Origin of the sequence: Thermococcus sp., assembly GCF_027012695.1 — an archaeon.
Classification (GTDB): Archaea; Methanobacteriota_B; Thermococci; order Thermococcales; family Thermococcaceae; genus Thermococcus.
The window spans coordinates 1-12,192 of sequence record NZ_JALUYR010000144.1 but is presented as its reverse complement, the minus strand read 5'-3'; the positions used below and the strand labels follow the sequence as shown (position 1 = coordinate 12,192).

Annotated in this window: 20 protein-coding genes; 12 read left to right on the top strand and 8 right to left on the bottom strand. The window is 55.0% G+C overall.

The window, feature by feature from the left end:
• The 9 genes from MV985_RS09675 to MV985_RS09635 form a co-directional block, all read left to right on the top strand.
• Nucleotides 1-1,638, top strand: a 1,638-nt coding sequence (locus MV985_RS09675) for a 2-oxoacid:acceptor oxidoreductase subunit alpha (RefSeq protein ID WP_297465759.1), incomplete at its 5' end; no start/stop codon positions are given.
• Nucleotides 1,635-2,516 (top strand): thiamine pyrophosphate-dependent enzyme, encoded by an 882-nt coding sequence (locus tag MV985_RS09670; protein ID WP_297465757.1) that lies wholly within the window; start codon nt 1,635-1,637, stop codon nt 2,514-2,516. The genes MV985_RS09675 and MV985_RS09670, both read left to right, overlap by 4 nt.
• Before the next feature lie 113 nt (nt 2,517-2,629).
• Nucleotides 2,630-3,145, top strand: a complete 516-nt coding sequence (locus MV985_RS09665; protein ID WP_297465755.1) for a rubrerythrin family protein — start codon at nt 2,630-2,632, stop codon at nt 3,143-3,145.
• 80 nt (nt 3,146-3,225) lie between these two features.
• Nucleotides 3,226-3,387 (top strand): rubredoxin, encoded by a 162-nt coding sequence (gene rd, locus MV985_RS09660; protein ID WP_297465753.1) that lies wholly within the window; start codon nt 3,226-3,228, stop codon nt 3,385-3,387.
• Between the two features lie 10 nt (nt 3,388-3,397).
• Nucleotides 3,398-3,745, top strand: coding sequence for a desulfoferrodoxin family protein (locus MV985_RS09655; RefSeq protein ID WP_297465751.1), 348 nt, complete (start codon nt 3,398-3,400; stop codon nt 3,743-3,745).
• A 98-nt stretch (nt 3,746-3,843) separates the two neighbouring features.
• Nucleotides 3,844-4,203, top strand: a complete 360-nt coding sequence (locus MV985_RS09650; protein ID WP_297465763.1) for an iron-sulfur cluster assembly protein — start codon at nt 3,844-3,846, stop codon at nt 4,201-4,203.
• Nucleotide 4,204: 1 nt separating this feature from the next.
• Complete coding sequence (locus MV985_RS09645; protein ID WP_297465750.1) at nt 4,205-4,585, top strand: iron-sulfur cluster assembly protein; 381 nt, start codon at nt 4,205-4,207, stop codon at nt 4,583-4,585.
• On the top strand, nt 4,566-5,090 hold the full coding sequence (locus MV985_RS09640) for a ferritin family protein (RefSeq protein WP_297465748.1): 525 nt from the start codon (nt 4,566-4,568) through the stop codon (nt 5,088-5,090). Before MV985_RS09645 ends, MV985_RS09640 begins: the two co-directional genes overlap by 20 nt.
• Before the next feature lie 90 nt (nt 5,091-5,180).
• Nucleotides 5,181-6,224 (top strand): DUF835 domain-containing protein, encoded by a 1,044-nt coding sequence (locus MV985_RS09635; protein WP_297465747.1) that lies wholly within the window; start codon nt 5,181-5,183, stop codon nt 6,222-6,224.
• Here the strand turns inward: MV985_RS09635 and MV985_RS09630 are convergent, their stop codons facing one another.
• Genes MV985_RS09630 through dps form a run of 3 tightly spaced genes read right to left on the bottom strand, consistent with a single transcriptional unit; the run spans nt 6,225 to nt 7,634 of the window.
• Nucleotides 6,225-6,674, bottom strand: a complete 450-nt coding sequence (locus MV985_RS09630) for a ferritin family protein (protein WP_297465745.1) — start codon at nt 6,672-6,674, stop codon at nt 6,225-6,227.
• A gap of 60 nt (nt 6,675-6,734) precedes the next feature.
• A complete protein-coding gene (locus MV985_RS09625; protein WP_297465742.1) occupies nt 6,735-7,037 on the bottom strand; it encodes a ferritin family protein in 303 nt (100 codons plus the stop codon).
• Between the two features lie 45 nt (nt 7,038-7,082).
• Entirely contained in the window at nt 7,083-7,634 is a 552-nt protein-coding gene (gene dps / locus MV985_RS09620) for a DNA protection during starvation protein (RefSeq protein ID WP_297465761.1), read from the bottom strand.
• 103 nt (nt 7,635-7,737) lie between these two features.
• Between dps and MV985_RS09615 the strand changes: the two genes are divergently transcribed.
• Nucleotides 7,738-8,115: a Fur family transcriptional regulator gene (locus MV985_RS09615; protein WP_297465740.1), complete on the top strand. Its 378-nt coding sequence runs from the start codon at nt 7,738-7,740 to the stop codon at nt 8,113-8,115.
• Nucleotides 8,116-8,133: 18 nt separating this feature from the next.
• Here the strand turns inward: MV985_RS09615 and MV985_RS09610 are convergent, their stop codons facing one another.
• Nucleotides 8,134-8,613 (bottom strand): ferritin family protein, encoded by a 480-nt coding sequence (locus tag MV985_RS09610; RefSeq protein ID WP_297465738.1) that lies wholly within the window; start codon nt 8,611-8,613, stop codon nt 8,134-8,136.
• A gap of 55 nt (nt 8,614-8,668) precedes the next feature.
• Between MV985_RS09610 and MV985_RS10185 the strand changes: the two genes are divergently transcribed.
• Nucleotides 8,669-8,950: a hypothetical protein gene (locus tag MV985_RS10185; protein WP_366085415.1), complete on the top strand. Its 282-nt coding sequence runs from the start codon at nt 8,669-8,671 to the stop codon at nt 8,948-8,950.
• A gap of 12 nt (nt 8,951-8,962) precedes the next feature.
• Nucleotides 8,963-9,238, top strand: a complete 276-nt coding sequence (locus tag MV985_RS10180) for a GNAT family N-acetyltransferase (protein WP_366085417.1) — start codon at nt 8,963-8,965, stop codon at nt 9,236-9,238.
• Here the strand turns inward: MV985_RS10180 and MV985_RS09600 are convergent.
• The 4 genes from MV985_RS09600 to MV985_RS09585 are packed head-to-tail and all read right to left on the bottom strand — an operon-like array spanning nt 9,225 to nt 12,011.
• Entirely contained in the window at nt 9,225-9,920 is a 696-nt protein-coding gene (locus tag MV985_RS09600; RefSeq protein ID WP_297465736.1) for an ABC transporter ATP-binding protein, read from the bottom strand. The genes MV985_RS10180 and MV985_RS09600 overlap by 14 nt on opposite strands.
• The gene (locus tag MV985_RS09595) at nt 9,917-10,354 is read right to left on the bottom strand and encodes a hypothetical protein (protein WP_297465734.1); all 438 of its coding nucleotides are present in this window, start codon (nt 10,352-10,354) and stop codon (nt 9,917-9,919) included. The genes MV985_RS09600 and MV985_RS09595 overlap by 4 nt, the downstream gene beginning before the upstream one ends.
• The gene (locus MV985_RS09590) at nt 10,351-11,094 is read right to left on the bottom strand and encodes an ABC transporter permease (protein ID WP_297465732.1); all 744 of its coding nucleotides are present in this window, start codon (nt 11,092-11,094) and stop codon (nt 10,351-10,353) included. The genes MV985_RS09595 and MV985_RS09590 overlap by 4 nt, the downstream gene beginning before the upstream one ends.
• Entirely contained in the window at nt 11,091-12,011 is a 921-nt protein-coding gene (locus MV985_RS09585; protein WP_297465729.1) for a hypothetical protein, read from the bottom strand. Before MV985_RS09585 ends, MV985_RS09590 begins: the two co-directional genes overlap by 4 nt.
• Nucleotides 12,012-12,192: the final 181 nt, after the last annotated feature.

Here is a 12,192-nt window from a genome sequence, read left to right as displayed (position 1 = left end):
ATACTGACCCACGCTCTCAAGAAGTCCGGCTACCACGTCTACGCGAACAAGGAGTATATGTCGAGGATTCGAGGCGGGATTAACACCACCGAGATAAGGGTCTCATCGAAGCCTGTGAGGGCCTTCGTGAAGAGGATAGACATCCTGGTTCCTTTCAAGCAGGGAGTTCTAAGCTGGGTGGAGGACAGGCTGAGCGAGAACACTGTGGTTCTCGGCGAAAAAGAAAACGTCGAGGAGAGCTTTCTCGGAAGGGTGAACCTCGTTGAGGTTCCGCTCACAAAGATGGCCCTCGAAACCGGCAGTCAGCTATACCTCAACACGACGGCGGCAGGCCTTATAGTCGGCCTCTTCCACGGTGATTTCGAGGCGGTAGAGGAATACATAGGGAAGCGCTTTGGAGGAAAGGGCGAGAACGTCGTGAAGAAGAACATCGAAGCCGCCAAGAAAGGCTATGAACTTGGAGTTAAGCTCTGCGAAGAAGGAACGATAGAAATCCACATCGAGAGGGACGAAAAAGTTAGGGACGAGGTTCTCCTAACGGGAACGGAGGCAGTAGGAATAGGCGCCTTAGCAGGCGGAATGAACTTCCTCAGTTTCTACCCGATGAGCCCCTCAACTGGCGTTTCCACCTTCGCGGCCCAGCATGCAGAGGACTTCGAAATAGTGGTCGAGCAGGTTGAGGACGAGATTTCTGCAATAACCATGGCCCTGGGAGCCTGGTACGCCGGGGCGAGGGCAATGACAAGCACCTCAGGGGGAGGCTTTGCCCTCATGAGCGAGGCGATAAGTTTGGCGGGAATGGCCGAGAATCCGGTCGTGATTCACCTCGCCCAGAGGCCCGGGCCGGCAACGGGCCTGCCGACGAGGACCATGCAGGGTGATTTAAACCTCGTCCTCTACGCAGGCCACGGTGACTTTCCGAGGATAATTTTAGCTCCGGGAAGCCTTGAGGAGGCCTTCTACCTCACGGCTGAAGCCTTCAACTTAGCTGATAAATACCAGGTGCCCGTGATAATCCTAACCGACCAGTACTTTGTGGATACCTACTACAACCTCCCCGCGCCGGACGTTAGTAAGGTGAAGTTCGAGCGCCACATCGTCGAGGCGAAGCCGGGCTATAGGAGATACGAGCTGACCGAGGACGGAATCTCGCCGAGGGCTATTCCGGGCTACGGTGAAGAGGTGGTGATAGCCAACGGAAACGAGCACGACGAGTGGGGCGACATAACCGAAGATGCGGAGCTAACTGTAAAGATGCAGGAGAAGAGAGCTATCAGGAAGCTCGAGACCATAAAGAGGAACGCGCCCCTACCAGAGCTCATCGGCGATGAAAAGGCGGAATACCTCGTGGTGAGCTGGGGTTCAACCTTCCACGTCGTTGAGGAGGCCCTTGAAAAACTGGGAAATGAGAAGGTTGCTCACCTGCATTTTAGCTGGGTTTATCCTCTAAACCCGGAAACGAAGAAGTTCTTCGAGGGTAAAAAGGTGATTGTTGTGGAGAACAACGTAACCGGTCAGTTCGCGGATTTGCTCTGGAAGGAACTCGGCGTTAAGGCCGACCACAGGGTTCTGAAGTACGACGGGAGGCCCTTCTCTGTGGAGGAGGTTCTTGATGTCCTCAGGGAGGTGGTAGAATGAACGTCAGCCTTCCAACTGGCAGGGAGCTCTTCGAGCCGAAGAGGCCCGGTAGCAAAGACATCGCCTGGTGTCCGGGATGTGGAAACTTCGGCATAAGGAACATACTCATCTCGGCATTGGCGGAGCTTGGACTGAAGCCCAGTGAAGTCGCGATAATTAGCGGAATCGGGCAAGCCGCAAAGATGCCCCACTACATCAACGCCAACGGTTACCACACCCTCCACGGAAGGGCTATACCGATAGCGACGGGCGTTAAGGCCGCGAACCCTGAGCTGACGGTAATAGCGGAAGGCGGAGACGGCGATATGTACGCCGAGGGCGGGAACCACCTCATGCACGCCATCAGGAGGAACCCCGACATAACGGTCATCATCCACGACAACCAGGTCTACGGCCTGACCAAGGGACAGGCATCCCCGACGACGATGAAGGGAATGAAAACTCCGACCCAGCCGTGGGGAGTCTTTGAGGAACCCTTCAACCCTGTGGCACTGGCGGTGGCCATGGATGCATCCTTCGTGGCGAGGACCTTCATGGGCTACTTCAGGGAGAGCGTTGAGATAATAAAGCGCGCTATAAGGCATAAAGGCCTCGCGATAGTTGATGTACTCCACCCCTGTGTGAGCTTCAACAGGGTGAACACCTACGCCTGGTACAGGGAGCACACCTACTGGATGGATGACGGGCCCCTTGACAGGGAGACCGCCTTTAGGCGCGCCCTGGAGAGCGACCCGCTTCCGCTTGGAGTGTTCTACGTCAACGAGAAGCCGACCTTTGAAGAGCAGGTCCCGGCTTACTGGAACGACAAGAGGCCCCTCTGGAAAAGGGAGCCGAAACTCGACCTCGTGGAGAAGTTCTTCGAAGGGAAAAAGCTTTGACCTTTGTTTTTAATTTCCAATTCCCTTCCCCAAGCGTGTGAAACTATGGTTGGAAATCGTTATATAATCCCACACCGAAATCCCATCGCAACCCCTTGTATGGTGGCAGGGAAATGGTAGTGAAAAGAAAAATGACCAGGAAGTTTTTGGAGGACGCATTCGCAGGCGAAAGCATGGCCCACATGAGGTACCTCATTTTCGCGGAACAGGCCGAGAAGGAGGGCTTTCCAAAGGTAGCCAAGCTCTTCAGGGCCATCGCTTACGCGGAGTTTGTCCACGCGAAGAACCACTTCATGGCCCTTGGAAACCTGGGCAAAACGCCTGAAAACCTCCAGGCCGGGATTAAGGGCGAAACCTTCGAAGTCGAGGAGATGTATCCCGTCTACAAAAACTCCGCCGAGTTCCAGGGAGAGAAGGACGCGGTTAGAACGACCCACTACGCCCTAGAGGCCGAGAAGATACACGCGGAGCTTTACAAGAAAGCTAAGGAGAAGGCCGAATCCGGAGAAGACATTAAGATAGAAAGGGTCTACATCTGCCCTGTCTGCGGCTACACGGTCGTTGACGATGTTCCGGACTACTGCCCGATCTGCGGTACCCCCGGTGAAAAGTTCGTGGTCTTTGAGTGACCCTTTCGGTTTTTGGGTTCTCAAGTTTGAACCACAAACCTTATAAGAACGACCTAACAACATTAGGCTGGTGAAAGAGAATGGCGAAGTGGAAGTGTATAGTCTGCGGATACATCTACGATGAGGACGAAGGGGATCCCGACAGCGGCATCCCGCCGGGAACCAGGTTTGAGGACCTTCCTGACGACTGGGTCTGCCCCCTCTGTGGCGCTCCCAAGGATATGTTTGAGAAGATAGAGTGAGGTGGTCGAGATGCTTAGCGGAACCATAAGGAGTGGAGACTGGAAGGGGGAGAAGCACGTCCCCGTTATAGAGTACGAGAAGGACGGGAACCTCGTCAAGGTCGAGGTAAGCGTTGGAAAGGAGATACCGCACCCGAACACCCCGGAGCACCACATAGCGTGGATACAGCTCTGGTTCCACCCGGAGGAAGAGAACTTCCCGGTACTTGTGGGCGTGGCCGAGTTCACCAACCACACCGACCCGCTCAGCGAACCAAGGGCGGTGTTCTTCTTCAAGACAGAGAAGAAGGGCAAGCTCTACGCCCTCAGCTACTGCAACCTTCACGGCCTCTGGGAGAACGAAGTTCAGCTCGAGTGAGTTTCTTTTTTCTCCCTCACCCAAAATACTCAAAAAGGTTCTCACTTCTGCCCAGGAAGGCTTATAACCGCGCCTCCCAACTTACAACGGTGAGAACGATGAAGGTGTACATGCCGGGCCGCGAGTGGCCGGAACATTACAAACCGGTTCTGGAAGAGCTTGCCAAGATAACCGATCCCGTTACGGGAGGAGACATCCTCGAGTCAGGAGTTATAGCCGGCCTGGAGGTAACTGGAGATACACTCAAGATATGGCTCAACTTCGAGAGCCACGCCGAGTACAACATAATAGGGGAGAGTGCGATAGCCTACTCGAAAATAATCGGCGACATAATGGAGCGTTTTGCCCTCGTAAGGTTCCAGAACGTCTACATCTACGACCTCAAGAACAACATCGTCGGCATTTTTGAAAACAAAAAGGGCTACAAATGGGAGGACATAAGCACGGAGCGGGCATGAGATGGGGCTTCTGGGCATCTTCAAAAGACCCGCCAAAAAACCGAAGAAAGGCCCCAGGGAGGACCTCCCTCCCGAAGTGAGGCGCGTCGTCGAGGTTCTGCGCTCCGTGAAGGACCCCGAGACGGGACTTGATATAGTGGACGAGGGTCTGCTCTATGGCCTGACCGTCGAGGAAAGCAGGGTACAGGTTTTCCTACTCATGGCCCGCTCAACTCCGGAGTGCCACTTCTGCCAGGCCATAGCGATCAACGTCCAGAGGAAAATCCTGAGGGACATAGTGGAGACCCTTCGAAAAGAAGGGTTTAAGAGGGTTGAGGTGTATAACGAACTCGGGCTTTTGCTCGAGGAGTGGGGTGATAAAGATGGTTCCACCGGAGCTTGAAGAGGGGCTTCCCCTTGAAAAGATAAGGGATTTCCCCCTCGAGGAACTCCTGGGAATGGCCATTAAAGCCGAGATCGGGGCGAGGAAGTTCTATGAGAGCCTCGCGGAGAGGATAGACATCAGGGAGCTCAGGGAAAAGATAGAATGGCTCGCCGGTGAGGAAAAGAAGCATGAGGAGCTTTTGAGGAGGATATACTCCAGCATGTTCCCGGGGAAGGAAATAGTCTTCCCGAAGGAGCACATTGGGCCGGAGCTTCAGCCGGTCGCGAGGAAGCTCCACGGGGTTGAGGACATAATTGATCTGATCCGCTGGGCCATGAAGGCCGAGGAGATAGCGGCGAAGTTCTATGCAGAACTGGAGAAGATGGTTGATACCGAGGAGAAGAAGAGGCTCATGCGCTACCTCAGCGACATGGAGTGGGGCCACTACTACAACCTCAAGGCCGAGTATGAACTCCTCCTCGACTGGGCCATGTACAGCCAGATGATGAACGTCGGGCCGTAATACATTTCATTCTTTGTCTCCTTCTCAGCCTAACAAAAAGGTTTATATTTCTCCAATGCGTTCTCATCTCAAACACCCACGGGGATAGTGATGAGTGCACCGACCGCTTACATAATCGCGGTAAAACTGATCACCGGACTCGTGTTCCTGAGGGCGTTTCTGAGAACGGGACGCAGGTCAGCCCTTCTTCTCGGTGCCGGGTGGGTTCTCAGTGGCAACCTTCCCCTGGGGCGGACAACCATCGGGGAGATGAACATGAACCCGCTCCTGATGGGAGTGTCCACATCAGCCACGATATTTGGAATAATGGAGCTCATACGGGAGGAGCGGGGACGGGGGCCTCCAAAGGCACTTCTCTTCTCGCTGCCGCTCGTTCCCCTCCTGTACGGGGCGATGGAAACCGCCCTCAGAACCGACTTCGGCGGAACTTACGTTGCCTCGGGTCTGCTTCTGATAGCCGGGGGAGGAACGCTCATAGAATTCCTGAGGGAGTATTACACGGGGAGGGCTGTTCTCCTCGGGATGGCCTTGATCACCGCCGGGGTCTCGAGCATGGTGTATCCCTTCCTTTACATCCATGGGAACCTTAACGACTCGGCGGTGGTGTACGGATCATTCGCGCTGGCGCTGTTTATGGTGTTCGCCTACCACCAGCTAGTCTCCACTGAGAAGTTCTTAAGGATCGAAGCCGTCCAGATGCCCGATAAAAGGGATCCGGTGCTCGATAACCAGGTCACCATAGTTTCACCCCGGGAGTTTGAAAAACTGAGGAAAAAACTGGAGAACATCCCCGTTCTCGCATTCGTCAGGAACGTGAAACCCGGGACCGGCTGGATCGTCTACAGGATCTCTTCAGTGGAGCAGAAGGAGGCCATATCCCCCACCGCCATCTACCAGATAACCCAGAGGGCCTCCGAGTACCTCCAGGAGCTGACGCGAAAGGGAATGAAAGGAGCCATCGTCATCGAGGGGCTGGAGGTTCTCAAGGTCTACAACGGCTTTGAATCCATGATAAAAACCCTGGCTCTCCTCCGGGATCTCGCCAGGCTCTTCCACACGCCTCTCATAGTCGTAACCGAGAGAGGGGCATGGACCGAATCGGAGTGGAGGATACTCCTAAGGGTTCTCGGATGATCACTCACGATACTTCGCTATAAGCTCGGCTAAAAGTCTGTGGTGCTCCCTCTCGTTCTCAACGAGGGCCTCTGCTATGCCCCTGAAGAGCGGATGGGTCATCTTCTCGGCCATCTTTTCGTAGGTCTGGATCATGTCCTTCTCTATCTCGAGGTGCATCTCGGCGAAGCGCTTGACGAGTGCCCTCTGCTCCGGCGAAAGCTCGACGTCTTTAACCTCCGAGAGCGGCCCTTCGCCGGAGAGCTTCTCAAGCTCCTTCTGCGCCTCGAGGATTGCCTCCATGAGGTGCTTGTGTATCACGGTATCGACCGCGATCCTCCCAACGATCTCCTCAACCTTCGTGTACCTCAATCCCTGGCCCCTTATGAGCTTCAAACCGTCCGTGTAGCTTGAGGCGGCCTTCTTCTCGGTTTCATAGGCGTGTTTAACAAGCGGTTCAGACATGGACATCACCTTAATCGTATGTATCCTTCACCCTAATAACACTTTCTATTGGACAAAGAAAAATGATCAAAGATTGACCTTTATTCCGGTTTCTTCCTCAACTTCTTCAAAGCCTTCCTTCATATACTTCGCGAGTTCTTCATCCACCTCGAAGAGTGCTGCGAGGAACTCTCCAAAGTGTTCCTTCTCCTCATTGGCAACATCTAGGAAGATGCTCTTTATCCTTTCATCGGCTATTCCCTCGGCCAGCTGTTCGTAGAAGCTTATGGCATCAAGCTCCGCCTCTATTGCCCAGCGGAGGGCCTGAGCTATCTCCCTCTTCGTTAGGGGCCTCCCCTTTGGGAGTTCAAAGGGGTATTTCGCGAGCATGGTACCACCTCCAGTTCATACTCCTTAAGTCTAGATAACCTTTCCTCACCTAAGGAACTTCGAGACGAATGGGCTTTCGCCCGGCTTCCCCCTCCTGAAGTGGCCGCTCGGCTTGCCCGTCAAAAGCTCCTCGAACCAGGCCTCGTGCTCTATCTCCTCGTGGAGAATGGCGAGGGAGAGGTCATAGGTCCTTGGATCCTTCCCCATCGTGTAGTTGCAGATCTCCGTGTAGACCCCAACGGCGCAGCGCTCAGCCTCAAGGAGAACCTTGAGGAGGTTCTCTACCGTTGGCTCCTCAGGGAGGTAGGCGTCGCGGCACCAGGCCATCTTTGAGAAGTCCACGATGTCCCGCGGGAGCTTTCCACCGAGTTCGTAAATCCTCGGCACGAGGGCCTCGAAGTGGTTCCTGTCCTCAAGGCGCGCATCCTCGATGATTTCCTTTATCGCCTCGCCCTCAAGACCTGCGGCGTGGTTCCTCAGAATGGTGTAGTAGTAATATGTTGTGAACTCCGCCGCGGCCGCTTTCAGCAGCATTTCTAGGAGCTTCTCAACGTCTATTCCGGCCCTTTCCACGAGCCGTCTGTTGTGTTCCGACATGGTTTTCACCAGTTATTAGTTGTGGCTTCTACTTAATAAACTTTTCTGTTTAGAAGTTATTTCTAATAAGGAAGGCTTATAAACCGGCGCGAGAACTCTGATCATGTGGAAGGAAAGGGCCCTGAAAAAGTTGAAAGAGAGCGGTTACAAGCTCACACCCCAGCGGATCAAGCTGATAGATGTTCTCGAGGAGATGGGACAGTGCCACCCATCACTCAACGACCTCCTCGAGGAGATTCAGAAGGAGTTCCCGACGATGAGTTTCTCAACACTATACTCAAACCTGCTGATCCTCAAAAAATTAGGCCTCGTGGAGCTCTTCTCCCTCGGGGGGGAGACACGGGTCGAGGTCAACACGGAACCACACCTTAACATCATCGAAGGCGAAAATATCCTCGACGTGAACGATCCGGAGATAATAGAGATCCTACAGAGAAAAACTGGCAGAAAGATAAAGCTCGTCAACGTACTGGTCGAATAGCACAGGGATTCGCACCGATCAGTCCACCTCAAGACTGAAGTCCTGGTAGTCCATCCAGATACCCGTCTTCATGATCGCATCGTACTGGGCCTTTAGAAGTTCGTAGTGTGCCTTCTCTATTTTCGCCAGCTCCTCGAAGAGCCTCCTAACAGAGTCGTGCTCGGCCTCCTTTGCCGCTTTCTCGTAGAACTCCCAGGTCAGTTTTTCCTGCTCCATGCCTATTTTCACCGCGTCAACCTCGCTGAGGTTCTCCCCGTCCGTCTGGACTATCAGCTTCTCCAGCATTTCCCTATCCACCGCGGGAAGCTCGCACTTCTCAACAACCTCTTCCAGGAACCTCTCCTCGAAAAGGTCCCAGTGCTCGGCCTCCTCACTGGCCAGGAACAGGAACATCTTCCTTGCCCTCTCATCACGGGCCTTCCTTGCGAGCCTTATGTAGAACTTAAGCTCCGTCTTCTCGACCTCGAGGGCGAGGGCTAAGGCTTCAAGCTCGTTCATACTATCACCGAAGGATTATTATGCCGCCGGAGGTTATAACCTTTGGGGGACAGATATGGGAATCAAAAGAGTGACTAACCTCCTGAAGCTGAAGGAGGAACTCCTGAGGTTTGTTTTCAGCGTTTACAGGGGCACCGGAGGTTCCTACCCCGCCCTCGAATGGGTTGAGCAGAAGCCTTTTCCGGATGATTTTGAGGGCTTCAGGCGGGTCTACGAGCAGTTCCTCGAGTTCCGCCTCAGGGAAGAGTTCGACGAACTCTACATTCTCCAGGAGAGCGGGAAAATCGCTGGAACGGTGGCCCTCGTCTACACCTTCACCGGAAAGAACATCCCGTGAGTTCCGGAGGGGATACTAAACGAGAGGACCGGCCTAATAGAGTTTCTCATGGTCGGCCCGGAGCACCGGGGCAGGGGCTATGGCTCCAAGCTGCTCGATTTTGCCGTGAGGAGATTGGGGGAGCTTGGGAGGGAAGCCCACATCGTGACCTTTCCCCACCTTAAAGCATACCGCTACTACTTAAACAGGGGCTTCACCAGGATCATGAACTACGGGGAGTTCGTGGTGCTGAAAAGAGCCCAGCGGCCGCCAGGCGTTGAAGGAAAGGGAAAGTTCATCCGCCTGTGAGAGACGGCGGCCTGAAAAATTTCTCCACTTCTCCAGATATGTCCTCAAAGGGTCCTGCCAGGTAGACCTTTCCACCGCTGATGACCACGCCGTAGTCGGCCAGCTTCTCGAAGGGCTCCCATATGTGGCTTATGATGACGAAGCTCTTTCCGCTCTCCTTCCATCTATCCACGATCTTCACTATCTCGGCAACGCTCTCAAAGTCAAGGTTGGCAAGGGGTTCGTCGAGGAAGATAAGTTCGGGTTTACCTATGAAGGCCTGTGCGAGGCTCAGCCTCTTGAGCATTCCCGAGGAGTAGCCATCTATCCGCCTGTCGAGGGCATCGTGGATGCCGAAGAGCCGCGCGATATCCTCTATGTCATCGGTTCCAGCCCCTCTGCCCCTGGCGATGAACTCAAGCCACTCCCGTCCCGTTGTCATCTTCGGGAATCTTCCCGGATCGAAGGCCACTCCAACGTTTTTTCTGGCCTCAGGATGTCTCCAGGGGTCCTTTCCCAGAAGCTCCACACGGCCCTTCGTTGGTTTGTAGAGGCCAAGGGCGACCTTCATGAAGGTGCTCTTGCCCCCTCCATTCGGTCCGAGGATCAGGGTTAGCCCCTCCGGGATCTCGACGGTCACCCCCTGAAGTGCCCTTATCGGACCGAAGTACTTGTGGAGGTTCTCGGCCCGAATAACAGTCATTTCCTCACACCCCCGAGGAGGGTCAGGACCAGGAAACCGCCGAAGAGAGCAGCAGCCCAGAGGTGTGCGTTCTTCTGTTCTCTGGGGAAGCCAACCTCGACGGGCGTTATCGTTATCGTGATGCCCCTGCTCGAGTTCCCGCTGAACTCGTAGAATCCGGGGTGCGGAAAAATCAACGCAAAGGCCCCGTTCCCGCTGACCCTTCCCCTGAAGAGGATCTCCCCTGTGAGCACATCCCTCACGAAGAACTCCCCGCTGCCGGTGGCGTAGAGCTTTACGGATGCCATGGACGAAACGTAAATCGCGGTTGAGTCCCCCTTCGACACGAAGGCGGGGGAATAGTGAACGTCACTGGGCTTCAGACCGGACTGCAGGCCGAGGCTCAGGAACGAGAGTATCAGGAGCGTGAGGAGGAGTGTTCTCAGGAACCTCATCTAACGTCCCTCCAGTGTCCTATTGCAAGGTAAAGTCCAGCAAGAACGATGGCAGGCAGGAGCGACGTCCTGAGAAACTCCATGCCAAAGATGGGATCCATTGTGAGGGATATTGTGGCCGGGTGGTAATCCGTCAGAACCTTTCCCCACTTCAGGAACCAGAACCACTCCGCACCAAGGAATTTCGGGAGGTAGAGCACCACGAAACCCCCGAAGATGGAAAGGTAGGCATTGGGCGAGAGTATCGAAACAACCGCCGCGACCGAGATCATGAAGAGGAGAACCGAGGCGTAAAAGAACGCCATGGGGATGGTATGTATCCTGAGAACCCCGACTACCGCTCCGGGGGTGGCCGCGAAGTGGAGGACAAATATCAGGATGTGGGTGGAGAGAAGGAACACGAAGAGGGTCAGAAAAACCGCCAGGAACTTGGACGCGAGAACGCCGGCCCTGGAGACCGGGAGGGAGTAGATAGAAAGCGCGACCCCCTCATCCCTCTCCAGCCTGACCGCCAGTGTCATGATGAAGGGCACGAGGAGGGCGAGCAGCAGGTAAACGTCCCCCGTGAATGCGGTGCGGAAGATACTGCCCAGGACATCGGGCCCGAAGGGTCCGGGTCTTATTGTAGCGTTCCAGGTCAGATAGAACCTCTTCATCACCAGTCCAATGAGAACCGCGCCCCCGGAGACCATCGCGAGGTTGAGGGGAGAGCGCAGCTCCCACCGGAGGATCTCCCTCACCGCTTCCACCTCCAGACAAGGAGTAGCGTGAGGAGAACGATCGTTCCGACTGCCGCCGCCACGGCGGACTTTGAGGGCCCCTCTTCCGGAAGCTTCGCGGGTTTTGTGAAATCAACGTTCGTCTCAGCAAGGACGAGGCCGAAGGGAGGCATCTTGTCTCCACCATTGAACTCGTCTCTGTGCTCCTTTGCCAGCGCCGTGTCCTGAATCATTGCCGTGTCTATTCCCAGGGCCTTCCACAGCGGGCTTATGGGCGTGAAGAACGCTATCGCAAGACCGCTCGAGCCGTCGTAGAGAATAACGCACATTCCCATTCCACCCTCAAAGGCCATCTGACTGGTGAAGGCCATATAAAGCGGTGCGTGGAAGTCGCCGTAGTAGGTAACCACCGTGGAGTTAACCACCTTCACCCTCTCCACTTTCAAACCGGGCATTATCTCCAGTCCGGTGATGCTGGCAGGATTCTCGGCCCAGAGGAAGTTCCGCCCTATGGGCGTGCCGTTCAATAGCAATTCGCCGGTTTCCATGTCGAGTTCAACCAGTCCGCCCCTCGAGAAGTTCTCCGGCCCGAGGGATTGGTTTAAGAGCTGGCCCATTCCATCGTCCACGGTGAGGGCCATCCAGTTCCCTCCGATCCGCTCCGAGTAACTGTCCTCGCAAACGGTCACGTTTCCGGCCTCAAGCTTGATTGTCCTGCATTCTCCTCCGGTGAAGTTGTAGCGCTCCTGGTACTCTCTCAGCAGCCGGCGGGCGGTTTCTTCGTCGAGCGTTTTCCGCTCCCTCTTCGCGCAGTTCTTCCCCGAAATCACGAGGCCGAGCCAGGCCCTGCCGTCAGAAACGTTCAGAACGCGCCACGTGAATTCCACGTAGGGGCAGTAATAGGTCACCGTCCCGTTGGGAGACACGGCGATGGACACCGAATCCCATAACCAGGGATTTTCACCATCCGACCTGGAAACGTACCTCGCGTATACTCCCTCCTTGAACCAGTAGGGTAAAGAGGATGCGGGCTGGCTCACCAAGATCAAAAGGAAAAGGGTTAGAAGAAAAAGCCTCCGGGTTCTTCCCATTGACTTCCCCCCAGACCTCAGTTCTCAT